This is a genomic window from Xanthobacter autotrophicus (assembly GCF_005871085.1).
GTDB classification, from domain to species: domain Bacteria; phylum Pseudomonadota; class Alphaproteobacteria; order Rhizobiales; family Xanthobacteraceae; genus Xanthobacter; species Xanthobacter autotrophicus.
Genome location: NZ_VAUP01000022.1, coordinates 606502 through 630503, shown reverse-complemented (window position 1 = coordinate 630503; position 24002 = coordinate 606502). Strand labels below are relative to the sequence as shown.

The window sequence follows — 24002 nt, the reverse complement described above, 5'->3', positions numbered from 1 at the left end:
GTGGGCAGGTCGCCTGTTCCGCGTTTGAGCTGACCGGGCGTGGCGGAGGTTCCAGCGCCGGGAAGGTCGAGCCGAACCCGTAAGACGCGGCGCCTGTTCGCTCTGGATCCGGAACGGCCTGGCCCACTTCGCGTGTCTCACATGACCTGCATCGTCACCAGTCAGGCTTCCAGCCTGGGCTGGGGGCTACCGTCCGCACGCGAGCCCCCTGGCTCTCGAATGCCTCAGCGCATCAGCGAAGCGGGTCCGGAGCGGCGCAAGCCGGTGCCGCGACAATACCAGGCTTGCGGTTTCCCTACCCGGTGCTCGCGCTCAATGCGGGGCCGCTGGTTGGGCGCCGTCCTTGTCGTGGAGCGCGAAGCGATCGACCATGGTCGCGCTCGCCTCGTTGAGGCCCAGCACGCTTACCTGCGCGCCGGACTGACGGAATTTCAGCACCGCCTTGTCGAGGGCGCCGATGGAGGTGATGTCCCAGAAGTGCGCGTGGGCGAGGTCGATGACCACCTCGGCGGGCTTTTCCTCGAAGTCGAAGCCGCGCAAAAACGTCTCGGCTGAGGCGAAGAAGATCTGGCCGAGAACGGTATAGGTCACGCGTCCCGCCTCCAGCGTCCGGGTCACGGACACCATCCGTGCCACCTTTCCGGCGAAGAACACGCCAGACAGCAGCACCCCCACCAGGACGCCCTTGGCGAGGTCGTGCGTGCCAACCACGGTCGCCACCGTCGCCAGCATGACCACGGAGGACGGCGCGGGATTGCGGCGCAGATCGAGGATCGAGCGCCACGAGAAGGTGCCGATTGAAACCATGACCATTACCGCCACCAGCGCCGCCATGGGAATGATACGGACGAGATCGTCCAGCACCAGGATCAGGAACAACAGCAACGCGCCCGCCACGAAAGTGGAGAGCCGCCCCCGTCCGCCGGAGGTGACGTTGATCACCGACTGGCCGATCATGGCGCACCCACCCATGCCGCCAATGAGCGCCGAGGCGATGTTGCTCGCCCCCTGGCCGAGGCATTCCTGGCTCTTGTTGCTCAGGGTGTCGGTCATGTCGTCGACGATCTGGGCCGTGAGCAGGGATTCCAGCAGGCCGACGGTGGCGAGCGTGACCGAATAGGGGAAGATGATCTTCAGCGTCTCGAAGGTCAGCGGTACCTGCGGCAGCATGAAAGCCGGTAAGCTTGAAGGCAGTTCGCCGAGGTCGCCCACCGTCCGCAGACCCATGCCCGACCACCAGGCAAAGCCGGTCAGCACCGCGATGGCCACCAGCGGCGACGGCACCGCCCTGGTGAGGAGAGGGAACAGGTAGATGATGGCCAGCCCCGCCGCGACCATCACATAGGTCTGGACCGGCACGCCGATCAGCTCGGGCAATTGGGCCATGAAGATGAGGATGGCGAGGGCGTTGACGAAGCCGGTGATGACCGAGCGGGAGACGAAGCGCATGAGCCGGCCGAGCTTCAGGAAGCCGGCGGCGATCTGAAGCAGCCCCATGAGGATGGTGGCGGCGAAGAGATATTGCAGGCCGTGGTCGCGCACGAGGCTGACCATCACCACCGCCGTCGCTGCCGTAGCGGCCGAGATCATGCCCGGCCGTCCACCCGCGAAGGCGGAGACACAGGCGATGGCGAAGGAGGCGTAGAGCCCCACCTTCGGATCCACCCCGGCGATGAGGGAAAAGCCGATGGCTTCAGGAATGAGGGCAAGGGCAACGACGACGCCGGCGAGAATGTCGCCGCGGGGATTGGAAAACCATTCCCGGAAATAGGCTGTGTGCTTGGTCATGTCTGGGAATCCGCAATAGACGGCCACGCCGCGCGGGGGCGGTTGGGGCTGTGCTGTCATATGCGTTGTCCGGCGGGTCGGCGGCCGGAAGAGCCACCCGGATTTACACCGGGTCCAGATGATTGGGTCAGCTTGTACAGCCGCTCCCCGCGCCGCACCATGGAATTTATGCGCCGCAGTCCCCGCGGCGGTGCAGTCCGATAGGCACGGCCTTACCCGTGCCGTCACATGCCATCGCTCCGGCGGTCATCAAGGGTGGCCCATCCCGACGGTTGTCCCGTGGGCGGCAACTGCTCGCGCTCCTGCGTCGCCCGCAGGATGTGGGCCTTCGCCAGCATGTGGGCGCTCACCGGCGCGGTGAGGAACAGGAACAGCGTGATGAGCAACTCGTGGATGGAGAAAGTCCCGCGCGCCACCGAAAAATAGATCATGGAGGCGATGAGCAGCGCGCCGATACCCAGCGTTGTCGCCTTTGTGGGTCCGTGCAGGCGGCGCATCATGTCCGGCAGTTTGGCGAGTCCCAGCGCACCCACCAGCAGGAAGAAGGCGCCGGCGAGGATGAGCGCGGCAATCAAGGCGTCGATCAGCATAGGCATGGGCGGCCCCCTATTCGATGACGTTGCCGCGGAGGAGGAACTTGCAGAAGGCCACGGTGGTCACGAACCCCACCATGGCGAACAGCAGTGCTGCCTCGAAATACATGGCGATGCCGAAGGCGATGCCGCCTAGCACGATGAGCGCGATGGTCTCGATCACCAGCGTATCGAGCGCCAGCACGCGGTCGGTGGCGTCCGGCCCCACCGCGAGACGGTAGAGCGTCAGCAGGATGGCGAGGCAGATGGCGCCCCCTGCGATGGTGATGGCGGCGGCGATCATTCGAAGATCCTCTTCAGCCGGCGTTCGTAGCGTGCCTTGATGGCGGCGACGGTCGCAGCCGGGTCCCCGGTGTCGAGGCAATGCACCAGCAGGGCCTTGCCGTCAGCGCTGAGGTCCGCGCTCACCGTTCCCGGCGTCATGGTGATGGTGCCGGCGAGCAGGGCGATGGCCTCGGGGGCTTCAAGGTCGAGCGGCACGGTGACGTAGCGCGTGCGCAGGCTGTCGCCGCGCCGGAACAGGATCAGCTTCGCCACCTCGATGTTCGAGACGATGATGTCCCACAGCACCACGAGCATGAACTCGGCGACGGTGAGGGGCGCCTTCAGCCGCGGCCGGCCGGGCCAGAAGGGCGCGGTGAGAAGGGGAATAGCGAAGCCCAGGATCAGCCCCAGCACCACCACGCCCGGCGTTACCTCGTTCATGAGGAACACGAACACGAGGGCGACGAGAACGGTGAGCAGGGGGTGGGGCAGCAGGCGCGCGCGCATGTCAGTTCCCCGTCGCAAGGCGCACGTCGGGTCCCAGCACCGCGCCGATATAGGCGGAGCGGTCGAGGGCCTGGCGCGCGGTGAGCTGGAGCCCGTCCGTCGCCGGCCCGGCAGCCAGCGTCCAGGCGACCGTCAGCCCAAGGAGGAGTACCACAGCGGCGAGGGGCAGGGCGGGTGGCGCCCTGCTCTCCGATGCCGGACCGCTGGCCCAGAACAGCACCGAGCCCGCCCGGGCGAAGCCGAAGGTCATGACCAGGCTCGCGGCGAGGATGAGCGCCCAGATCCAGGGCCAGATGGCGGCCGCCTGCGCCGCCTGCAGGATCATCACCTTGCCGAGGAAGCCGGACAGTGGAGGCAGTCCCACGAGGGCGATGGCGGCGAGGAAGAACAGGCCGCCGAGCAGGGTTTCGCCGGCCATGGCGGGGGCCGGCAACAACCGGTCGCTCGCCGCGCCCCGCTGCTCCTGCACCAGCCCGGCGATGAGGAAGAGGGCCGCGCCCGCGAGGGTCGAGTGGACGAGATAATAGAGCCCGGCCGAGAGCCCCGCAGTATCGAACAGGCCGATGGCGACGAGCAGCGTGCCCATGGAGGCGATCACCGCGAAGGCGGACAGATCGCGCAAGGTCCGGCTTCCCACCAGCCCGATGGCGCCCACCCCCAGCGTCACCAGAGCCGCCGGGATGACGAACGGCGCCGCCGCCAGCGCCAGCGGACCCGCCCCGGCACCGAACACGAGGCCGTAGACCCGGATAATGGCGTATGCGCCCACCTTGGTCATGATCATGAACAAGGCCGCGGCAGGCGCGGAGGTGCCGGCATAGGTGGCCGGAAGCCACCAGTGCAGCGGCACCAGCGCCGCCTTGGTGGCGAAGACGAGGAACAGCAGCAGCGCCCCCGCCTTCAGCACCGCGGCGTCGGCCTCGGCCACTTGTGGCACCTTCATGGCGAGGTCGGCCATGTTGAGGGTGCCGGTGACGGCGTAGATCAGCCCCACGCCCACCAGGAAGACGACGGAGGCGAGCAGGTTGATGGCCACGTACTGGAAGCCGGCCTTCAGCCGCGCCGGGCCGCCGCCATGCAGCATGAGCCCGTAGGAGGCGATCAGCATCACCTCGAAGAAGACGAACAGGTTGAACACGTCGCCGGTGAGGAAGGCGCCGTTGATGCCCATGAGCTGGAACTGGAACAGGGGATGGAAGTGCCGCCCCCGCCCGTCCACGCCCCCGGCGGCATAGACCGCCACGCACAAGGCGAGCACGGCGGTGAGCAACAGCAGCGTCGCGGAGAGCCGGTCCAGCACCAGCGTGATGCCATAGGGCGCCGGCCAGTCGCCGAGCCGGTAGGCGCGGACCGTTCCGTCCGAAGCCTGGGCGAAGAGGAAGGTGGCGATCCCCAGCAGCAGGGCCGTGACCACGATGGAGACCGTGCGCTGCCCCTTGAGATGATGGCGCAGGGCAAGGACGAGGAAGGCCGCCGTCATGGCGGGCAGGATCACCGGCAGGATGATCATGTGGTCGAGCGGGGTCATGACCGGCCTTCCTCGTCGGTGCGGCGCGGGGCGTCGAGCGCGCTGCGGTCGGAGCCGGTCTCCAGATAGCCGCGCAGCGCCAGCACCACGATGAGCGCCGTCATGCCGAAGGAAATGACGATGGCGGTGAGCACGAGGGCCTGGGGCAGGGGGTCGGTATAGCCCATGGCGTCCGGCGAGATCACCGGCGGCCGGTCGATGGTGAGCCGGCCCATGGCGAACAGGAACACGTTCACCGCATAGGACAGGAAGGTGAGGCCGAGGATGACCGGGAAGGTGTGGGCGCGCAGCAGCAAATAGATGCCCACCATGGTGAGGATGCCGATGGCGGCGGCGACGACGAGTTCCATGGCCTTAGCTCTCCCCGCCGGCGGTGCGGGGCACCGTGCGCTCCAGCTGCACGTCCATCGGCTCCCGGCTTTCCGGCGATGGATCGACGCGATGGGCGACGCGGGAGAGCTGGGCCAGCGATAGCAGCATCACCCCCACCACGGTGAGGAACACGCCGAGATCGAAGGCCATGGCCGAGGCCAGCTCGAACGTGCCCACCACCGGCGAGTGCAGATAGCCGAACGTCGAGGTCAGGAATGGTCGGCCGAAGGCAAAGGCGGCGATGCCGGTGAGGCCGGCGATGGCCACGCCCGCGCCGATCATGGACTGGGCATCCACCTTCATGCGTTCCGCCGCCCAGCCGTAGCCGGAGGCGATGTATTGCATGATGAGGGCGATGGCCACCACGAGGCCGGCGATGAAGCCGCCGCCGGGCTCGTTGTGCCCGCGCAGGAAGATGTAGGCGCCCACCACCAGCGACAAGGGCAGGAGGACGCGGGTCGCCACCACGAGCAGGAGGGGATGGGCATCCCGGGATTCGGTCCGAGGGAGCATGGCCTTGATGCGCCGCACCGCCGCGCCCTTCAGCGCCGGGTCAAGCAGGGCGTAAATGGCGAGCGCGGCGATGCCGAGCACGATGATCTCGGCGAAGGTGTCGTAGCCGCGGAAATCCACCAGGATCACGTTCACCACATTGGTGCCGCCCCCACCGGGCTTGGATTGGGTGAGGTAATACTCGGAGATGGAGGTGCCGTTCCGGGTCATGACGGCGTAGGCCAGCCCCGCCACGCCCAGTCCGGCGAGGCCGGCGACCGTGCCGTCGCGCCAGCGCACGGCCAGGCTTTGTTCCCTTGGCGTCGCCTTGGGCAGGAGGTTGAGGGCCAGCAGCATGAGGATGGTGGTCACCACGTCCACCGAGATCTGCGTCAGGGCAAGGTCGGGCGCGGAGAATTGCAGAAAGGCGAGCGCCACCACCACGCCCACCACGCCGGTGAGGATGAGCGCCGTCAGGCGCTCGCCGTGGAACGCCAGCACCCCGCCGCTGGCCAGGACGAGCGCGAGGAAGGCGGTCAGGGCCGTCGCGGTCACGGGCAGCGGCGGTCGGGTTCCGGCACCGTGCGTCGCGCTCCAGAAGCCGTAGCCGCCGACTGCGATGAGCGTCGCCACGGTCACGCCCATGTAACGGGCCAGCGCGCCGTCGTGGAGGGCGACGAGGCTGCGCCGGCACCCGACCACGAACATGCCGGTTGAGGCCTCGAACATGGCTTTGGCATCGATGCGCGGCAGCCGCGCCCGCAGCGCATCCGCGCGGCGGAACGCGAGGATGAGCGCCGCGGCGCCGGCGAAGGCGACAAGGCTCATCACGAGCGCGGGCGTGATGCCGTGCCACAGGGCCAGGTGATAATCGGGCAGCGGCCCGCCGATGACTGCTGCGGCCGTCAGCGCAACCAGAGGCCCGGCCACGGGACCGGGAAACAGGCCGATGGCGATCACCGGCACCACCAGCACCGCCACGGGCAGCCACATGCCCAGCGGCGGGTCGTGGGGATGATGCGGATAATCGCCCCGCACCGGGCCCAGGAAGGTGCCGATGGCGAAGCGCGCCGAATAGGCGACGGAAAAGACCGCCGCCACCGTCGCGAGCACGGGGAAGAGCAGGTCGAGCCCCAGATAGGAGGTGTGGGCCGCCTCTTCCAGCATCATCTCCTTGGACAGGAAGCCGTTGAACAGCGGGACCCCGGCCATGGAGGCAGCAGCGAGGAGCGCGAGGGTGCCGGTCACCGGCATCAGCACCATGAGACCGCCCAGCCGGCGGATGTCGCGGGTTCCGGCCTCGTGGTCGACGATGCCGGCGCTCATGAACAGCGCGGCCTTGAAGGTGGCGTGGTTGATGACGTGGAACACCGCCGCCACCGCGGCCATGGGCGTGCCCAGGCCAAGCAGCATGGTCATGAGGCCGAGGTGGCTCACCGTGGAATAAGCCAGCAGCCCCTTCAGGTCGTTCCTGAACAGGGCGATGGCGGCGCCGATGAGCATGGTGACGAGCCCCGCCGGCGCGATGATGAGGAACCAGGCCTCGGTACCGGCGAGCACCGGCCACAGCCGCGCCAGCAGGAACACGCCCGCCTTCACCATGGTGGCGGAGTGGAGATAGGCGGAAACCGGTGTCGGCGCCGCCATGGCGTGGGGTAGCCAGAAATGGAACGGGAACTGGGCGGACTTGGTGAAGGCGCCGGCCAGCACCAGCAGCAGCGCCGGCAGATAGAGCGGCGAGGCGCGCACCATCTCGCCACGGGAGAGGATTTCGGTGAGCTGGTAGGAACCTGCCGCCTGCGCCAGCAGCAGGAGGCCGGCGATGAGCGCCAGCCCGCCGCCGCCGGTGATCACCAGGGCCATGCGCGCGCCCTGGCGGGCATCCGCGCGCTTGGTCCAAAAGCCGATGAGCAGGAATGAGGTGAGGCTTGTCATCTCCCAGAAGACGAGCAGCAGGATGACGTTGTCGGACAGCACCACGCCTACCATGGAGCCCTGGAAGAGCAGCAAATAGGCGAAGAAGCGACCCATGGGGTCCTCGCGCGACAGATAAAACCGCGCATAGACGATCACCAGCAGGCCGATGACGAGGATCATGGCGGCGAAGAAGAAGCCGAGCCCGTCCGCGAACACGGACAGCGAGAGCCCCATGGCCGGAACCCAGTCCACGCCGGCCTTGGGGACTTCTCCCGAGAACACCGCTGGCGCATGGGACATGAGCAGGGCCAGAGCGAGCAGCGTCACGCCGCCCGTCGCCACCGCGCAGGTGTTGCGCCCGGAGCGGATCACCAGCGGCGGGAGGAGGGCCCCCATGAAGGGGATGAGGACTACGAGAAGCAGAGTCACGTCGGACGCCTCGTCACGCCTGGCTCGGTCAGGTGGATGAGGCTCCGGGAGCCCCGGTGGAAGGTGGCGACCGCAGGTCCCCGGCCGGAGCGGTCCCGATCATGGCACCAGCCCATGCACTGACGGTGCGGCTGCCGCCCTAGTGATAGATGAAGATGCAGGACTTCGGTTCCCCGATGATGTTCTGGGTGGTGGAGCCGAACAGAAACTCCTTCAGTCCCCGATGGCCATAGGCCCCCATCACGAGCATTTCGATCTCGCTGCGTGCCGCATAGGCCTGGATCACCGCGGATGGTGCCTCGGACGAAGCGATGGGATCAAGGGCGACGTCATAGCCGTGGCGCCGCAGATAGGCGGCGGCATCCCTGGTGAGCCGCTCGGCCATCTCGACCTGGGGATCCACACTCACGACATGGACATGCCGGTTCGCCCACCCGCCGCAGAGGGCAAACAGCTGGAGCGCCCGCATGGCGGGCAGGCTGCCGTCATAGGCGACCATCACGTCGCCTTCTGGCCGAAAGGCATCGGGGCAGACCAGGACAGGCCGCGGTGTCGCGTACAGGAGCTGCGCCAGCACCTGCGAGTTCACTTCCGACTTCATGCCCCGGAACGAGACGTCATGGCCGGCAATCACCAGGTCGCAGGCGGCGCTGAGGGCGGTGACCCGTTCGAAGGGGTCGCCGGCGAAACTGAGGCTCGTGGGTGCGAGCCCATCGGCGACGCAGTCCAGACGGAAGGTTTCCTCTAGGCGCTGGCTGGTTTTTGCCGCTTCGGCCTTCAGGCCGGTTTCCATCTGCGCGTGATACGCCGCGCCGCCGATGGTTCCGGGCATGGGCGCTTCGATGAAGGCGAGGTCGATGCCCGCAAGACCGGTCAGGTGGGCGGCCTTGCTCTTGGCGAGCCGCCGGGCATAGGCGCTGGCGGCGATGCTGGACGGACTCTCGCCGAGCAGGAGCAATGCGCTCTTCATCATTCTGGTTTCCTCCGTGGACCCCTTTTGTGGGCTGCGGGGCGACGGGCATGGTTGCGGAGCCTGAACAGGCGTTTTTCCGCTTCTACCACAAAGAGCAGCATCACTCCGGCGCCTACAGCGAGGGCCAGCTCGGAAACGCCGAGCGGCCGCGTGGCGAAGATGGTTTGCATTGGCGGCAGGTAGGTGAAGGCGATCTGGGCGACGGTCACGCCCACCAGCCCAAGCAGCACGGCCTGCGTCCCGACGAGGCCCCGAAGCGTCAGGGATGTGCCGTGGATGAAGCGGACGGAGAACAGATAGAACACCTCCATGGCCACGAGCGCGTTCACAGCCATGGTGCGGGCGGTCTCGGCATCGCGTCCCCAGGCTCCGGCGATCGCGTGGACGCCGAAGGCCCCCGCCGCCATCAGTACCGAAACGAACACCAGCTGCCATATGAGCCGGGCGGACAGGAGCGGGGCGCCAGGTGGACGCGGCGCGCGGCGCATGGTGCCGGGCTCCGTGGGCTCGAAGGCGAGGGTCAGGCCCAGCGCCACGGCGGTGACCATGTTGACCCAGAGGATCTGGATCGGCGTCACCGGCAGGGTCAGGCCGAACAGCACGGCGAAGACGATGGTGAGCGCTTCGCCCCCGTTGGTGGGCAGGGACCAGGCCAGCACCTTGGTGAGATTGTCGAAGACCGTCCGGCCTTCACGCACGGCGGCGACGATGGTTGCGAAATTGTCGTCGGCCAGCACCATCTCGCTGGCCTCCTTGGCTGCCTCGGTGCCCTTGCCGCCCATGGCGATGCCGATGTCGGCGCGCTTGAGGGCCGGCGCGTCGTTGACGCCGTCGCCGGTCATGGCGACCACCGATCCATCCGCCTGGAGTGCGCTGACGAGGCGCAGCTTGTGCTCGGGCGTGGTGCGGGCGAACACGGTGGTCGAGCGGGCGGTCGCACGCAGCGCATCGTCGTCCAGCCGGTCGAGGTCGGCGCCGGTGACGACCTGGGGATCGTCCGCCAGCGCGAGCCGGGCGGCGATGGCGCGGGCGGTCTCCGCGTGGTCACCGGTGATCATCTTGAGGGCGATGCCGGCGGCCCGGCAGTCCCGCACCGCCACCTCCGCCTCCGGCCGGGCCGGATCGATGAGGCCGACGAGGCCCAGAAGGGTCAGGCCGGTCTCCACCCCTTCCGGGGACAGGCGCGCCTGCGATGCCGTCACCGGCTGAAAGGCCAGCGCGATGACGCGCTGTCCCTCGGCCGCGGCCAGCCGCGTCGTTGCGTCCCATGCCGTCCGGTCCAGCGGCCGGCGTCCTGCGGTGGCGGCCACGTCGGCGCACATGTCGAGGATGCGCTCGGGGGCGCCTTTGACGGAGAGAACCTGTCCACCGTCCGTCGCGTTGAGGCTCGCCATGTAGCGATGGCGGGCGTCGAACGGGATTTCGTCGCGCCGGGGATGGTCGGCGCGGACCCGGGCGGGATCGAGCCCGCCCTTGACCGCCAGAACCAGGAGCGCGCCCTCCATGGGGTCGCCATCGACGGTGGGGTTGCCGTCGCGCACGTGCAGTTGCGCGTCATTGCACAGCAACGCGGCGCGCAGCAACTCGGCGAGGAGCGGGTCGGCGGCGGGGTCCAGGCGCATCCCGTCGCGCAGAAGGCCGCCCTGGGCGCCGAACCCCACGCCTTCCACCGTCACGGCGCCATCCGCGGTGTAGAGGTTGCACACCGTCATCTCGTTGCGCGTCAGTGTGCCGGTCTTGTCGGAGCAGATCACCGAGACGGCACCGAGCGTCTCGACGGCCGGCAGCCGGCGGATGATGGCGTTGCGCCGCGCCATGCGCCGCACGCCCACCGCCAGGGTGATGGTCATCACCGCCGGGAGGCCCTCGGGAATGGCCGCCACGGCGAGCCCGACCACCGCCATCAGCGCGGTCTCCGGGTTGTAGTCCCGCCACAGGACGGCGACGGCGAACACCACGGCGGACAGGACGAGAATGGCCGCCGAGGCCTGCCGGGCAAGCCGGTCCATGGCCCGCATGAGTGGCGTGGCGAGGCTCTCCACCGCGCCGATCATGGTGCTGATGCGCCCAAGCTCGGTGGACCGGCCGGTCGCCACCGCGACGCCGATGCCATGGCCGGCGGCGACGAGGGAACCCGAATAGGCCGCCGAGGCGCGGTCGCCCAGGGTGGCCGTCGCGGCAACCGGCTCCACCTGCTTGGTCGCCGCCACCGATTCCCCGGTCAGCAAGGCCTCGTCGATAGTGAGATTATGGGTGCGCAACAGCCGCAGGTCCGCAGGCACCCGTTCGCCCGCTTCGAGGAGCACGATGTCACCTGGAACCACGTCCTCCGCCGGGATCGATATGCGGTGGCCGGAGCGCATGACGCTGGCATGCGGATCCATCATGGCCCGGATGGCGTCGATGGAGCGCTCCGCTCGTCCCTCCTGGATGAAGCCGACGATGGCGTTCACCAGCACCACACCGGCGATCACCAGGCTGTCGGTAAGGTGGTCCAGCAGCAGCGTCACCGCCGCGGCGGCGAGCAGGACGTAGATCAGGACGTTGTGAAACTGGCTGAGAAAGCGGGCGATATCGCTTCGCCGGCGCGCCTTGGGAAGCCGGTTGGGACCGTGGGTCGAAAGCCTGCGCGCGGCCTCTTCGGTCGCAAGGCCGTGCGGGCTGGACGCAAGGGTCCGCAACACGGCTTCCGCATCCAATGCGTGCCATGCGGTCTCCTCGGTCGCGTCCCGGGAGCGTTCGTCTCGTGTTCGTTCGGCTTGTTTCCTGCCGTGCTCGGGGATCGAAGCTTGTCCGCGAGGATCGGATGCTTGAGCGTCCTGCGTGTCCAAGGGCCTGTTTCCCTCCCCGCAATCGGAGCCGGTGAGCGTATCGATGCGCACTCGGTCCTGCGGGGCGCACATTCATTCCGTTACGGCATGAGTGCCATGGGTCGCAATACGGCACAGCGGCGCAGAAGGTACAGGACTGGCGAATGTCGAGGGACAGCAAGTCACAAGGCACGCGTGTATCCCGATTGATTGCGCCATTCACACCTATCGCATCCTTGTTGCGCGCCGATACGACCGGGGGAACGCAAGCTCATGCTGCGAGGATTGACGCATTGATGATCGATGCATAGCCTCCCAATATGTCGCATCCCTCCCCATCGGCCATGCCATCCGTCCCGCCGTCGCCCGCGTCGGTGGGGAAGCCGAGCCCCGATTTCCTGAGCCGCGCCTACTGGAACGGCACCATCAAGATGAGCCTGTCCAAGTTCTTCATCCTGTGCGTGCTGCACCAGCGGCCCATGCACGGCTACGACGTGGCGCGGGCGGTGGAGGCCACCACAAACGGCTGCTGCTCCCCCACCGAGGGCACCATCTATCCGGTGCTGCGGGAGTTCGAGGAGGGCGGCTATCTCACCGCGGCGAGCGAGGTGGTCTCGGGCCGCGAGCGCAAGGTCTACACCCTTACCGACAAGGGACGCGCCGCCTTCAAGGTGGCGGTGGAGGCCTGGATGGACGTGACCCACTGCCTGGTCGACGCCGGGAAGATGATCGCCGACGCGCCGGGCGATGAGGAGAGCGCCGGGGGATGCTGCATTTGAGCGCGCTCCATCTGCTCCCAAAAAGTGCCCACCAATGCAGTGTTCATCATTGCATGGCACGCCGGAGCCTGCGGTCGCCTCGGATCGAGACACCATACTGCGGTACGGCCCCGTGACCGGTAGCCTGAGCGGCGAGCTCGCGCAGCCGACGTCCGCGCCCCCGCTTTCGGGCCGCAGCCTGTTCATCACTGGCCTTGGGATCGGCCAGATCTGTTCCTGGGGATCGCTCTATTACAGCTTCCCTCTGATGGCCGAGGCCATGGGGCGCGATCTCGGCTGGTCGAAGCCGGACCTGTTCGGCGCCGCAACTCTCGGCCTCGCCCTTGGGGGCATTGCGGCCTTCCCAGTGGGTGCCGCCATCGATAAAGGCCACGGCAGATGGGTGATGGCGGGGGGTGCCGGACTTGCCGGCCTGTGCCTCCTGGCCTGGTCGCAGGTGCAGCAGCTCTGGCTGTTCTATGTCCTGATGGCCGTCCTCGGCATCCTCCAGGCGGCGACCCTCTATGAGCCGGCGTTTGCGGTGGTGGCGCGCCGGACCGGAGCGGCTGGTGCCCGGGCCGGCATTACCGCGCTCACCTTGTGGGGCGGTTTTGCCTCTACGGTGTTCATTCCGCTGATCCAGATCTTGCTGGATCTGGTGGGGTGGCGCGGCGCGCTGGTGGCGCTCGGCGCGGTCAACCTCGTCGTCTGCGCGCCGCTCTATGCCACAGTGATCCGACCCATGGCCGACCAGGCGGTATCATCGGCCCACGCCCTTGCGCTGTCCGGAGCGGCGACCCTGCGGCAGGTGATGGGAAGCATTGCCCGAAGGCCCACCTTCTGGGCGCTGGCGGTGGCGTTCACCGCCTATGCCGCCACCTTCTCGGCCTTCACTTTCCATCTTTATCCGCTGCTGCTGGAGCGCGGCTTCACGCCGGGGAGCGTGGTGATGGCTATGGCCATCATCGGCCCGACCCAGGTGGCGGGCCGGATCGCTGTCTCGGTATTCGCGCCGCGTGCGCCGGTTCGGCTCATCGGCAGCTGTGCCGTGCTGGCCTTTCCTATCTCCATCCTCGCCTTGGCGTGGCTGCCCCCCAGCTTCACCCTGGTGGCGGGGATCGTGGCGCTCTATGGCAGCGCCAACGGCATCATGACCATTGTGCGTGGGCTCGCCGTGCCGGAAATGCTGACCCGTCACGCCTATGGCGCGGTGAACGGCGCGCTGGCGGCGCCCGCCATGCTTGCCCGCGCCCTGGCACCCGCCGGTGCCGCGCTCCTCTGGGCGCAATCCCAGTCCTACGGCGCGGTCCTTTCCGCCATGGCGGCCGGTGGGATCGTGCTGGTCGCGGCCTTCTGGGCCGCCGCGCTGCTGTCGCGCCGCGACGACGGTCGCCCCTCTTGAGGCTGGACACCCCGCGTCGGCAGCGCCCCGGAGGCGTTCCGGCATGTTGCTCCCGACAGCATCTTCATCGGTGCAGCCGCCGAAGGGCGGTCGCTCTCGGAACCGCTGCGCGAGCGCAACGCATGGACGGGCAGCCGGGCTGCGCGTTCCCGGGCGCGCCGTACCGTGCTAGCGTCGCGCATGAGCAATCTCGAAATCGAAGTGTGAGCAGGCCCTTGCGGTCAGGTCGCCACATCCTCCTCCTCACCCTGCTGCTTTCGGCGCTGGCGTTTCACGCTCCCGCCCTGGCAGCGGATGCCGCGTTCACGCAGTTCATCGCCTCGCTCTGGCCGCAGGCGCAGGCTGTGGGTGTCTCGCGGGAGACGTTCGAGCGTGAAACCCGAGGCCTGGAGCCGGACTATAAGCTGCCTGATCTGGCCCTGCCGGGACGGCCCGCGACCGGTGCGTCGGCGCAGGCGGAATTCGTACAGGTGCCGGCAAGCTATGTGAAGGAAGCTACCATCGCGCGGCTGGCCGCCGAAGGGCGGCGACTGATGCAGAAGCACCAGGCCGCCCTCGACCGGATCGAAAGCCATTTCGGCGTGCCGGGGACCATGGTGTTGGCATTGTGGGGCCGCGAGACCGATTTCGGTCGCTATACTTCACCCTATGACACCCTGCGCGTGGTGGCGACCCAGGCCTATGCTGGGCGCCGCAAGGAGCAGTATCGCGAGGAATTCATTCTCGCGCTGAAGATCCTTGATGACGGCGCCGTGGCGCGCAAGGACTTCCGCTCGTCCTGGGCCGGCGCCACCGGCCTCACGCAGTTCCTGCCGTCTGAATACTACAAGCACGGCGTCGATTTCGACGGCGATGGCCGCGTCGATATCTGGCGTTCGGTGCCGGACGCCTTGGCGTCCGCCGCCAAGCAGCTCTCCGACAAGGGCTGGCAGCCCGGCCTGCGCTGGGCCTATGAGGTCCGCGCACCGGCGAATGCCGACTGCACCCTGGGCGTGCCTGACGTGAAGAAGCCCATGGGCGAGTGGCTGCGCACCGGCTTTGCCCCGTTCGAGCGGCTGTCGTCCGGTGAACAGGCCCAGCCGGCATCGCTGCTGCAGCCCGAGGGCGTTTATGGTCCGTCCTTCCTGACCACGGCGAACTACTTCGTGATCAAGCAGTATAATTTCTCCGATCTCTACGTGCTGTTCGTCGGCCATCTCTCCGACCGCATCGCCGGCGCCGGGCCTTTTGCCACGCCGTGGACGGCCTCGACGCAGCTGCGCACCACCTCGGTGGCGGCGATGCAGAAGCATTTGACGCGCATCGGCCTCTACACCGACAAGATCGACGGCAAGGCTGGCATGCTGACCCGCGCGGCCCTCGGCGCCTACCAGAAATCCGCCGGGCTGAAGGTGGATTGCTGGCCGAGCGAGACGGTACTTCAGTCGATGGGTGGGGCGAGGTAGTGGTCCGGGCAGGCCGGGCGCTGGTCCGGCGCGCTGTCGCCGCCTTCTCTCCCGGCGCATGAGTCGTCAGCGCCGCGGGACATGAACCGGAGGGATGCGGGCGCACGTCCTGCCGGTAACGTCCATTTGGCGCGTAATATGCCTTAGGCGGGTCAGACCCGGAGTTTGGTCGGGTTTGTGACGTCGAACCCTACAAGGAGCGTATCTTGCCGTCATTGCAGGAAACCCGCACCATCGTGCCGCTTGCGCCCGCGAAGCCTGCCGGATTGGCCGATCTGGGCGTGCCATTGACCGACACCTCCGTGGTCAAGAAGGGGCGCGCGCACGAGTATCTGCAACTACTGGCGGACGGCAAGATTGGTCGCCGCTTCCAGGATCTTCGCGTCATCGGGATCAAGACGGTCGAGGCCGACGTTCCCTCCGCCAAACTGTTCATCCAGTTCGAGGTGTTTGGCGACAACACCGCGGCGCCGGCAAGCGGGGTCGGTTTCGAGGCGGCGCTGTTCGCGGGCTCGCAGCAATTGGCCAGCCTGTCGTCGAGCAGCCTGTTCCTGCCTTATGCCAACTTCTGGTATGCGAACCGCTTCGTGTTCGAGGTGCCCATGGCGGACTTCGATCAGGCCGACCGCCTGGAATTCATCGCCCTGCCGGAGGAGGTCCGCGCCGTCTAGGCGCGGCGGCGACCGATCCCACGACCGGGACGCTGCGCTGGTGGCGTGGACATTGCCCGTCAGGGGCGGGAGCCCGCCCGCAGCGTCTCTTGCGGGGCCCTTTTGCCGCTGCCTGAAGCCGCGGGGCGTCCGCTGTTGTCTTGTCCGGTCTCATAGAGAGCGACGACTTATGAGCTATCCTCTCGTCAAACGCGTGCCGCATCGGATGCTCGGCGAAATGCTGCGGATGATGTTGAGCGAGCAAGTGTATTTTGATTTGACCCTGGAGGAGGGGCGGACATTGTCGCGCGCCTTCACCGCCGTGGCCCATGACTGGCGGCGGACCGATTCCATCTATCTGAGCCCGGTCGGAAGCGATGGAGAATTCTCCGCCGCCGTCACCCAGGATGGTCTTCATCTGGAAACGGCGGATGGAGCGCGTCATCTGAACTGGGACGACGTGACGGAACTGGCCGAGCGCTTGGCCGTGGTGTAGACGGCAGCCGGATCGAGTGTTGGTCGCTTGGGCGACCCAGTGCATTTCGAAGTATCGTCGACGGCGATGTTCGCCTTGTCGATGAGGACTGTCACGAAGTGCTGGCGGGCCTGATCGATGCGTTGGCGCCTGAGCTGCGTGGCGAGCCGATCCCTCACCTGCTCGAAGGGGACCGGCTCGGTGCCGCCGCCCGGTTTCATCTCCACCATCCGCACGATATGCCAGCCGTTGGCAAGGCGGACCGGAGCCATCCCGCCTTGCCCAATGGCCGGCCGCATCCGCTATGGGATCGGTGCCACCACGTTCTCGTAGAAGAGGTTGACGTCCGTAGTCTCCTGCTGGGAGGTCATGCGCAGGGGCAGCCCGCTGGTGGTGCCGATCCACACCCGCTGCGGCCCCAGCGGTCCGGCTCCCTCCATGGGCGGGGGCGTATATTGATAAATGGTCGCCGGCTGCCCGCGCACGGTCTCGGTGCCGACACGGCTGCAATCCTTGAGCGCGGCGGCGCTCGGCATGGTCTGCTTCTGCATGCTCGCCCGCGTGCCCGGATCCACCGGCAGTTTCTGCCAGCTCGGGCCGGGCTTCATGTAGATGGCGTCCCCGATGGCAATCAGCTCCATGGGCGGGACGCCGGCAAAGGCCATGGTCTGGCGGTAAGCCGGCGCCTTCGAGAGGGCCTCATAGGCCTCGTAGATGGTCTGGCAGTCGTTCGCCTGAACGCCCTGGACCTGGGCGAGGAGGGCAACGGCGACAACAGCCGGAGCAAAAGGCGTTACAAGCGCGCGCATGGGTTGTTCCATGTGGGGGCCTCGTGGTGGGGGCCTCTGAGGGTACAGAGTGATCTGATACCAAGCCAGCGCTCGCCGCGCACCCCGTCTTTGCCACCGACCTGATGGATTGCAGCCGTTTCCGCACGCTGCAGCTCTCTCGGCCGACAGGCGCGCCGGGCCTGCCGACCTCTCCGCTCTGGAAAGACTCGAACGACGCGTCCTTAAGGCCTTCGCGGGGGCCGGGAGCCCCTTTGGCCGTGTGGGTCCCTCGCGAGATCGAGCTCGGATGGGTGGCCCTCAATTCGGGAAGTCGTCGACGGTCCAGAATTTCTGGTCGCGCACCATCGCGAAGGTGGAGCACATGAGCACCTGCTTTCAGGCGGGCCTGTTTCCGTTCGCCCTTTCGGCCGGCGACGCGCCGGGTCATCCGCACGGCGCTTGACGCAGCGTGGTTCGGTGCACGGCTTCGCCGCGCTCGGGCCGACGGCAGGCGAAGGCCGTCGGTCGGAGGAAACGGGTGCCGCGCTCCCGTCGGGAAGCGCCGGTGTGCGCGTTTTGAACATCCGCAGGAAATTGCGATGTTCTTGTGAAGCTCACACCTGCCGTGTTGTCCGAACAATGCACAAGAATGCAGACCCGTCCGACGTGAAGACGCCGGACGGGCAGTTGATCAGGCGCTCAATTCAGCGGCGGTCTTGCCGATCTGGCTCTCATCGACCGTCTTCATGATGCCGTGCTCCATCAGAAGATCCTCGAGCTCGTCCATGGTGATGGGGGTCGGGATGATGCCGTTGCCGACATTGTTGTGAACCTTGGCTGCAAGGTTCCGGTAGTGCTGGGCCTGGGCGCTCTCGGGCGCGTATTCCACGACGGTCATGCGGCGCAATTCTGCATGCTGCACGATGTTGGCGCGCGGCACGAAGTAGATGAGCTGCGTGCCAAGCATCTTTGCCAGCGACTCGGCCAGCTCCAGCTCCTTGTCGGTCTGGCGCTCGTTGCACACCAGCCCGCCCAGGCGCACGCCGCCGGAGTTGGCATACTTCAGAATGCCCTTCGAGATGTTGTTGGCCGCATACATGGCCATCATCTCGCCCGACATCACGATGTAGATTTCCTGGGCCTTGTTCTCGCGGATGGGCATGGCGAAGCCGCCGCACACCACGTCGCCGAGCACGTCGTAGGACACGTAGTCGATGTCCTCGTAGGCGCCGTTCTCTTCCAGGAAGTTGATCGAGGTGATCACGCCGCGGCCGGCGCAGCCAACGCCCGGCTCAGGACCACCGGACTCCACGCAGCGGATGTCCTCGAACCCGATCTTCATCACGTCCTCGAGCTCGAGGTCTTCCACCGAGCCGGCGTTCGCCGCAAGCGACAGGATGGTGTCCTGGGCCTTGGCGTGCAGGATCAGGCGGGTCGAGTCGGCCTTGGGGTCGCAACCCACGATGAGGATCTTGTGACCCATCTGCGCAAGCGCAGCCAAGGTATTCTGAGAGGTGGTGGACTTGCCGATGCCACCCTTCCCGTAAAATGCGATCTGTCGCAGGCCCATGCTTCTCTCCTGATGAGAGCATCCGTCGCCGCCGGCCACGCTGGTCCGGGTATCCGAAAAGGTCTGTGCGGCGGGATGCTTGGAGCTTCACAGCAAGAGAAGTGCCATTTGGCGAGCGGCGGCCAACTCTATTCAGCATTCGCAAAAATCCGGTCGCGAAATGTCGCCGTTCGACGGGCGTGCGATGGGGCTGCGTGCAGGTGGGTTGCAGAATTATAATGATTTCAATGTGATGGAAAATCGAACGCGGGCGCAGCTGTGTCGGGTCGCGATATATAATGCGATTATATCGATATCCTCTACCGTCTGCCTTTGCTTCCGGCGCCCGGATGGGGTCCGCGCGCCGAAGCCGGTCGGGTGGTTTGGGCGCCGACGCTTTTTCGAACGGGTGTATTGGCGATCGCGTCGGAACGTTCGGTGTTGGGAAGCGCACAGCGCCATTGTCGCAAATAATACAATAGAGTGTTCTGGAGAGCTTCCATAGATAGGAGGGATGCGAGATTTGGAGGCATTCCATATAAATTCAATATATCACCAGGAGAGCCCATATCCCGGTGGGCCGAGCGGGCGGGCGGCCCCACATGGCACGGTGTGTGATAGGCTGCGCCTGAATGAGGGGCTTTCCGCAGCCCGCTGTCCTGGCGTGCCGGGCGTGATGCGGGAGTGGAAGCGCGCGGGGAGAGCGTGTGAATGGCGGACAAGATCGACGCGATGCTCGCCTTGCGCAGCGGTGGTCGCCTCCTGGTTGGCCGCGACCGGATCGCGATTCTGGAAGCGGTGGCCCAGCACGGGAGCATCACCGAGGCGGCGCGGGTCCTTGGCTTCAGCTACAAGACCGCTTGGGATGCGGTCTCTTCCATCAACAATCTGATGCCGCGCCAAGTGCTTGTCACCAAGGCGGGTGGACGGCGCGGCGGCGGCGCGGTGCTGACTGAAGAAGGGCACCGGCTCATCGCCGCGTTCCGGCGGCTGGAGGACAAGCTCTCGCGCATCTCCACGCTCATTTCCGAAGAGGGTCTGGATGGGCCGACCGATCTGCTGTTCTGGAGCGTGGCCATGAAGACGAGCGCGCGCAATGTGTTCCATTGCACGGTCGCAGAAGTTCGCCGGGCCCCGGTGAATGTCGAGGTTGTGCTGAAGGTTTCGCCCGTCCACTCCATCGTGGCGGTGATCACCAACGAAAGTGCCGATGATCTCGGCATTGCTGTGGGGCGCGAGGCGGTCGCCTTGGTCAAGGCGTCTTTCGTCATGCTGGCGCGGCCGACACCGGGCCTGACCCTGTCCACCCCAAACTGCATCGAAGGCACGGTGCTGGAGCGTATCGACGGCGGGGTCAATTCCGAGATCGTGCTCGATCTTGGCGGCGGCAAGACGCTGACTTCGATCGTCACAAGGGATGGTGCCGATGACCTGGAGCTGAAGGTCGGCGCGACGGCATGCGCCTTCTTCAATACATCGCAAGTTATCATCGCGGTGGATTAGCGCGGGAAATGAACTTGAACCTGCCGTTTTCAGGATCGGGCCGTGCCGCTGTCGTCCTCACGCCTGAGGCTGGCCCCAGCCTCAGGCGTGACAGCACCGTGGATCATCTGACCGTCCAGGGATGGTGAAGGAGAGAGAATGTTTCCCATCCGCCGGGCGGATCATGATCCCCGGGCATCTGGCAGGCCGAGAGCGATTGCCCTCGCCATTATATGTCAGTTGACGCCGTGAAAGTGCAGATGCGCAAGCTCAGGCCGCGCCCTGGCTCCGCAAAGCCTCGAACGTCATGCGGGGAATGCGGAAGAAGCCGCGGCCATTCGCCAGCGTCTGGTAGTGCTGCGGCACGCCCATGTAGAGCCGATTGAACCAATCTCTCTGGCTCAGCTCATCAGGCTTTGCATCGATGGTGAATATTTCCGCGCTCGGATGAAAGCGGACATGGATGAGAACGTCGTCATGCTGCCGTTCGGATTGCGATTGATCAATCTTCGCCAACGCATTCATACTCGTCTCCGGGCGATAGGGGGCGGGGCAGCCTGTGTAACGTTATATAAAAATAATACATTACGAGTCAAAGGGGATTTTGCGCCGCGGCAAAAGGCGTCCGGAAGGTCGCCGTCAGCCGGAAAGGGTGAGGGCGCCGGGCGCGGTGCGCGTTCCGGCGCCCCGGTGCCAGGCCGCCGGAGACAGCGGCGAGACCCGTCAGGCAATCCGGCCCGTGGGCTGAGGTTGCCCGGCTCTCAGGAGAGGAAGTGGCCCATGGCGATGCCGGCCAAAGCGGCGGAAGCGGCGATCGCCAGCGTCTCCAGCGTCGCGCGCGCCACGGAACGTTTCGCCACCAATCCTCGGCCGATGCCGAGCGCCACCAGCAGCACCGTGGTGAGCACGAGCGAAACGATGCGGGCGCTATCCATGGGCAGGAATGCGAACGGCAGCACCGGCGTGAAGCCGGCGAACAGGTCGGAGACGAACATCCAGAAGGCGTGCGAGGTGGGGCTCGCCCCGTCGTCCGCCTCGGCCAGCTCCGTGCGAAGGCCGGCCACGGCCCGTGGCGCGCGGGAAAGCGCGTCGGCCACCAGGCTCACATCCTGCGGCGCCATTCCGCTGCGGGCCAACGCTGTGGTGATGGCCGCGGTCTCGGCCCGCGCCGCCTCCTCGTCCACGGGGCCGTCGCGACGGACCCGGCGGGCGTCCCGCACGGATTCCGCATCAAGGTAGCTGCCGGCCATCATGGACACGGCGGCGGCTGCCGCACCCGTGGCGCCCGCGATCAGCACTGTATGGGGATCATCGGTGCTGATGGCGACGCCGAAGACGAGACCGAATATGGAGACGGTGCCGTCCTCCATGCCGAAGACCACATCGCCGATCGAGGCCTTGAGCGAGGCGAGGATGCGTTTGGGTGCCGACATTCGTCTGGTCCTTCCGGCCGCTCCGCGTTCGCCCTTCGGGCGCCTCAGCCGACCCAGGCAGGGAACAGGTGGCGCAGGGCCGTGGTGATCATTTCCATAGCGATGGCCGCGAGCACGATGCCCATGAGCCGCTTGGAGATGCTGAGCGCGGTGGCCGAGAGGAAGCTGGCGACGAAGGGCGCCGCCGCCATGCACGCGCTGAAGAAGATCATGTATCCCACCAGCGCGAGATAGAACCCCGCGGCGCCCCCGGGATGCCCGGATGTCTGGGAGAAGACGATAATCGTCGCCATGGTGCCGGGGCCGATGGAGAGCGGGATGCCGAGGGGATAGACACCCATGCTGGAAGCCGTTTCGTAGGTCTTCTTCTCTTCCGTGGTTCCCGAATGGGCGCTGTGGTCCTCGCCGCTCAGCATGGAGAGCGCGAGGAGCAGGACGATGAGCCCGCCCGCAAGCTGGAAATGGGTCACGTCGATGCCAAACACCGATAGCACCCAGCGCCCGCCGATGGCGCAGATGAGGCAGCCCAGCGCGACGGTGGCGTTCAGTACCAGCATGGTGCTGCGCCGTTCCGCCGCCGACCGGTCCGCGGTCAGGCTGAGGAAGACCGGGATGATGGTCAGCGGATTCATGATCGCGAAAAGGGCAGCGAACAGTTTCGCGGCGAGGGTGAGATCCACGTCGGTCAGGTTCAACGTCGCGCGCCCCGTTCAATTGGCCAATCCGGTACTCCGGTGACCCTAGCGAAGCATGCCGTCTGACTCAATGCCGCGAACGGGCCTTGCGCCGTTCAACGCGCGATCAGGCTTGCGGGCACGTCGCGGGAAGTCATGGCCCCGAGCACGAAGGCGAGGTTCGCCGCCGAGACCAGCGCGGCGGCATGGGCGTCCGACTGGGCCAGCCGCGCGGTCAGAAGGCCGCTGTCGGCCGCCGTAGCGACACTGATGTTGCCGACACCGGCCCGATAGGCCGAGAGCGCCGCGTCATAGGTCACGGCCGCCGCCTGCGCCAGCGCGGTGGCGGCGGTGTAGGAGGCAAGCGCCGAGCGCAGGGTGTGGGCCGCGACGACGATCTCGCGGGCCGCCTCGTCCCGCACCTTCTGGAAGGTGGCCTCGGTGGCAGCGGCGAGGGATTCGGCGTTCTTCAGCTGGGCCGCGCGCAGGCCGCCGTCGTAGAGCGGCATGGTGGCGCCCACCATCACGCCCGAGGCCGACGACATCCGGCCGATATTGGGCAGGCCGGAGGCGCTCAGGCTGCTGTTGCCGCCGGCGGCGATGGCCCCGAGATAGACCTTCGGCAGGAATTCCGCCTGCGCCGCGCCGATGCCCGCCTGGCTCGCCTTCATGGCGGAGAAGCTGGCGAGCACGTCCGGGCGGCGGGAAAGCGCGGCCTCCACCATCTTTTCCGTGGGGGCGCCGATGCTCGCGGGCAGGGCGCGCCCGTTGGCCGGCTTCACCTTCAGCTCGGTGACAGGGCTGACGCCCATGGCGCCCAGCAAGCCCTGGTAGGTGTCGCGTTCGGCGCCCTGCGCATGCACCAGTCCGAAGCGCGCCTGCGCCACCTGCTGCCGGGCCTGGGCCACTTCCACGGTGTTGCCGAGCCCGTTCTTCATCCGGGCCTCGGCGGCATCGAGGATGTCGCCGCTGTTGGTCAGGTTGTGTGCGGCGATGCCCACGCGACTGCGCGCCGCGCCATAGATGAAATAGGCCCGGGTGACATCATAGATGATCTTCTGGTGCAGGCCGTTGAACAGGACATTGGCGGCCGTCGCATTATGCTTGTCCACTTCATGCACCGACCCGCGCTGGCCAAAGTCGAACACCAGCTATTGCAGTGCTACCTGCGGCGAAACTCCCTGGGTGGTGCTGGTGATCTGGTTGACGCTGCCGATAGCGAGTGGCAGCGGATTTTCGTACTTCTGGTAGCCGCCGATCACATTGGCGGTGATGAGGGGCAGGTAGGTGGCCTCCACCATGCCGGAAGCAAGCGCCGCCTGTCGCGCCTGCTGCCAGGCGATGCGGGTGGCCGGGTTCTGGTTCTGCGCGATGTCGATGAGGTCCGCGAGGCCGTAGGGCTTGTCGCGGGAGATGTCGGGCGTGGGCTTGAGGACGCCCGCCACCGGCTCCGAGGGGACGCTGAAATCACGCACCGGGGCCGTCTCGGTCCGCGCCTGCGGCGTGGTCTCCGCGCCGGCTGGCGTTGCCGATTGGGCGGTCGGGGTCCAGGGCTGGGATGGGTCGGCCGGCGCGGTGTCGAGGGCGTTGGTCGCGCATGCGGTCAGCAGCGCGCAGGCCGGCACCGCCAGCCCGCGCTTCGCCAGCTCCGCGCGGCGGGGGGAGAGCCCGGGCATGGACCATCGCGCCAT

Annotated in this window: 23 protein-coding genes and 1 other annotated feature; of the genes, 6 read left to right on the top strand and 17 right to left on the bottom strand. The window is 67.0% G+C overall.

All coding sequences use genetic code 11. The features are described from left to right. Positions 1-312: 312 nt before the first annotated feature. The 9 genes from FBQ73_RS11650 to FBQ73_RS11610 all read right to left on the bottom strand — a co-directional run bounded on the left by FBQ73_RS11650 (position 313) and on the right by FBQ73_RS11610 (position 11562). Positions 313-1788, bottom strand: a complete 1476-nt coding sequence (locus FBQ73_RS11650; RefSeq protein ID WP_138399626.1) for a SulP family inorganic anion transporter — start codon at positions 1786-1788, stop codon at positions 313-315. A 63-nt stretch (positions 1789-1851) separates the two neighbouring features. Beyond that, positions 1852-1907: a sequence feature (sul1 is cis-regulatory element that is thought to sense ions involved in sulfur or methionine metabolism; They are found in Alphaproteobacteria), on the bottom strand. Positions 1908-2012: 105 nt separating this feature from the next. Beyond that, positions 2013-2384, bottom strand: a complete 372-nt coding sequence (locus tag FBQ73_RS11645) for a Na+/H+ antiporter subunit G (protein WP_138399625.1) — start codon at positions 2382-2384, stop codon at positions 2013-2015. A gap of 10 nt (positions 2385-2394) precedes the next feature. Then, complete coding sequence (locus tag FBQ73_RS11640; RefSeq protein WP_138399624.1) at positions 2395-2664, bottom strand: K+/H+ antiporter subunit F; 270 nt, start codon at positions 2662-2664, stop codon at positions 2395-2397. Then, a complete protein-coding gene (locus FBQ73_RS11635) occupies positions 2661-3152 on the bottom strand; it encodes a Na+/H+ antiporter subunit E (RefSeq protein ID WP_138399623.1) in 492 nt (163 codons plus the stop codon). Before FBQ73_RS11635 ends, FBQ73_RS11640 begins: the two co-directional genes overlap by 4 nt. 1 nt (position 3153) lies before the next feature. Continuing rightward, entirely contained in the window at positions 3154-4680 is a 1527-nt protein-coding gene (locus FBQ73_RS11630) for a monovalent cation/H+ antiporter subunit D (RefSeq protein WP_138399622.1), read from the bottom strand. Next, on the bottom strand, positions 4677-5030 hold the full coding sequence (locus tag FBQ73_RS11625; protein ID WP_138399621.1) for a Na+/H+ antiporter subunit C: 354 nt from the start codon (positions 5028-5030) through the stop codon (positions 4677-4679). Before FBQ73_RS11625 ends, FBQ73_RS11630 begins: the two co-directional genes overlap by 4 nt. A gap of 4 nt (positions 5031-5034) precedes the next feature. Next, entirely contained in the window at positions 5035-7890 is a 2856-nt protein-coding gene (locus FBQ73_RS11620; RefSeq protein ID WP_138399620.1) for a monovalent cation/H+ antiporter subunit A, read from the bottom strand. Positions 7891-8029: 139 nt separating this feature from the next. Continuing rightward, a complete protein-coding gene (locus FBQ73_RS11615; protein WP_138399619.1) occupies positions 8030-8863 on the bottom strand; it encodes a universal stress protein in 834 nt (277 codons plus the stop codon). Then, complete coding sequence (locus FBQ73_RS11610) at positions 8860-11562, bottom strand: HAD-IC family P-type ATPase (RefSeq protein WP_281278807.1); 2703 nt, start codon at positions 11560-11562, stop codon at positions 8860-8862. Before FBQ73_RS11610 ends, FBQ73_RS11615 begins: the two co-directional genes overlap by 4 nt. A 485-nt stretch (positions 11563-12047) precedes the next feature. Between FBQ73_RS11610 and FBQ73_RS11605 the strand changes: the two genes are divergently transcribed. The 5 genes from FBQ73_RS11605 to FBQ73_RS11585 all read left to right on the top strand — a co-directional run bounded on the left by FBQ73_RS11605 (position 12048) and on the right by FBQ73_RS11585 (position 16424). Continuing rightward, a complete protein-coding gene (locus tag FBQ73_RS11605) occupies positions 12048-12452 on the top strand; it encodes a PadR family transcriptional regulator (RefSeq protein WP_246089662.1) in 405 nt (134 codons plus the stop codon). 112 nt (positions 12453-12564) lie between these two features. Then, positions 12565-13833, top strand: coding sequence for an MFS transporter (locus tag FBQ73_RS11600; protein ID WP_210236749.1), 1269 nt, complete (start codon positions 12565-12567; stop codon positions 13831-13833). Positions 13834-14066: 233 nt separating this feature from the next. Then, positions 14067-15278 (top strand): lytic murein transglycosylase, encoded by a 1212-nt coding sequence (locus FBQ73_RS11595; protein WP_138399705.1) that lies wholly within the window; start codon positions 14067-14069, stop codon positions 15276-15278. Positions 15279-15484: 206 nt separating this feature from the next. Further along, on the top strand, positions 15485-15949 hold the full coding sequence (locus FBQ73_RS11590; protein ID WP_138399616.1) for a hypothetical protein: 465 nt from the start codon (positions 15485-15487) through the stop codon (positions 15947-15949). 169 nt (positions 15950-16118) lie between these two features. Next, complete coding sequence (locus tag FBQ73_RS11585) at positions 16119-16424, top strand: hypothetical protein (protein ID WP_138399615.1); 306 nt, start codon at positions 16119-16121, stop codon at positions 16422-16424. Here FBQ73_RS11585 and FBQ73_RS11580 read toward each other — a convergent pair. The 3 genes from FBQ73_RS11580 to nifH all read right to left on the bottom strand — a co-directional run bounded on the left by FBQ73_RS11580 (position 16370) and on the right by nifH (position 18743). Beyond that, positions 16370-16675 (bottom strand): peptidylprolyl isomerase, encoded by a 306-nt coding sequence (locus tag FBQ73_RS11580; protein WP_138399614.1) that lies wholly within the window; start codon positions 16673-16675, stop codon positions 16370-16372. The genes FBQ73_RS11585 and FBQ73_RS11580 overlap by 55 nt on opposite strands. A 30-nt stretch (positions 16676-16705) precedes the next feature. Next, complete coding sequence (locus tag FBQ73_RS11575) at positions 16706-17224, bottom strand: LolA-like protein (RefSeq protein WP_170218846.1); 519 nt, start codon at positions 17222-17224, stop codon at positions 16706-16708. A 640-nt stretch (positions 17225-17864) separates the two neighbouring features. Continuing rightward, positions 17865-18743, bottom strand: a complete 879-nt coding sequence (nifH, locus tag FBQ73_RS11570; protein ID WP_138399612.1) for a nitrogenase iron protein — start codon at positions 18741-18743, stop codon at positions 17865-17867. Positions 18744-19433: 690 nt separating this feature from the next. On the opposite strand from nifH, the gene FBQ73_RS11565 reads away from it, so the two are divergent. Beyond that, the gene (locus tag FBQ73_RS11565) at positions 19434-20225 is read left to right on the top strand and encodes a TOBE domain-containing protein (RefSeq protein WP_138399611.1); all 792 of its coding nucleotides are present in this window, start codon (positions 19434-19436) and stop codon (positions 20223-20225) included. Positions 20226-20474: 249 nt separating this feature from the next. Here FBQ73_RS11565 and FBQ73_RS11560 read toward each other — a convergent pair whose 3' ends face one another. From FBQ73_RS11560 to FBQ73_RS23180, 5 genes are all read right to left on the bottom strand, one after another. After that, entirely contained in the window at positions 20475-20729 is a 255-nt protein-coding gene (locus FBQ73_RS11560) for a hypothetical protein (RefSeq protein WP_138399610.1), read from the bottom strand. 236 nt (positions 20730-20965) lie between these two features. After that, positions 20966-21637, bottom strand: coding sequence for a VIT1/CCC1 transporter family protein (locus FBQ73_RS11555; protein WP_138399609.1), 672 nt, complete (start codon positions 21635-21637; stop codon positions 20966-20968). A gap of 44 nt (positions 21638-21681) precedes the next feature. Beyond that, a complete protein-coding gene (locus FBQ73_RS11550; RefSeq protein ID WP_246089661.1) occupies positions 21682-22332 on the bottom strand; it encodes a MarC family protein in 651 nt (216 codons plus the stop codon). A 95-nt stretch (positions 22333-22427) separates the two neighbouring features. After that, a complete protein-coding gene (locus FBQ73_RS23185; protein ID WP_281278806.1) occupies positions 22428-23459 on the bottom strand; it encodes a TolC family protein in 1032 nt (343 codons plus the stop codon). A 3-nt stretch (positions 23460-23462) separates the two neighbouring features. Beyond that, complete coding sequence (locus FBQ73_RS23180; RefSeq protein WP_246089659.1) at positions 23463-24002, bottom strand: hypothetical protein; 540 nt, start codon at positions 24000-24002, stop codon at positions 23463-23465.

Coding starts and splice junctions, on each gene's coding strand:
- FBQ73_RS11555 (WP_138399609.1), bottom strand. CDS start 21,637: ATGTCGGCACCCAAACGCATCCTCGCCTCGCTCAAGGCCTCGATCGGC.
- FBQ73_RS23180 (WP_246089659.1), bottom strand. CDS start 24,002: ATGGCGCGATGGTCCATGCCCGGGCTCTCCCCCCGCCGCGCGGAGCTG.
- FBQ73_RS11575 (WP_170218846.1), bottom strand. CDS start 17,224: ATGGAACAACCCATGCGCGCGCTTGTAACGCCTTTTGCTCCGGCTGTT.
- FBQ73_RS11640 (WP_138399624.1), bottom strand. CDS start 2,664: ATGATCGCCGCCGCCATCACCATCGCAGGGGGCGCCATCTGCCTCGCC.
- FBQ73_RS11650 (WP_138399626.1), bottom strand. CDS start 1,788: ATGACCAAGCACACAGCCTATTTCCGGGAATGGTTTTCCAATCCCCGC.
- FBQ73_RS11615 (WP_138399619.1), bottom strand. CDS start 8,863: ATGATGAAGAGCGCATTGCTCCTGCTCGGCGAGAGTCCGTCCAGCATC.
- nifH (WP_138399612.1), bottom strand. CDS start 18,743: ATGGGCCTGCGACAGATCGCATTTTACGGGAAGGGTGGCATCGGCAAG.
- FBQ73_RS11625 (WP_138399621.1), bottom strand. CDS start 5,030: ATGGAACTCGTCGTCGCCGCCGCCATCGGCATCCTCACCATGGTGGGC.
- FBQ73_RS11585 (WP_138399615.1), top strand. CDS start 16,119: ATGAGCTATCCTCTCGTCAAACGCGTGCCGCATCGGATGCTCGGCGAA.
- FBQ73_RS11560 (WP_138399610.1), bottom strand. CDS start 20,729: ATGAATGCGTTGGCGAAGATTGATCAATCGCAATCCGAACGGCAGCAT.
- FBQ73_RS11635 (WP_138399623.1), bottom strand. CDS start 3,152: ATGCGCGCGCGCCTGCTGCCCCACCCCCTGCTCACCGTTCTCGTCGCC.
- FBQ73_RS11565 (WP_138399611.1), top strand. CDS start 19,434: ATGGCGGACAAGATCGACGCGATGCTCGCCTTGCGCAGCGGTGGTCGC.
- FBQ73_RS11630 (WP_138399622.1), bottom strand. CDS start 4,680: ATGACCCCGCTCGACCACATGATCATCCTGCCGGTGATCCTGCCCGCC.
- FBQ73_RS11580 (WP_138399614.1), bottom strand. CDS start 16,675: ATGGCTCCGGTCCGCCTTGCCAACGGCTGGCATATCGTGCGGATGGTG.
- FBQ73_RS11645 (WP_138399625.1), bottom strand. CDS start 2,384: ATGCCTATGCTGATCGACGCCTTGATTGCCGCGCTCATCCTCGCCGGC.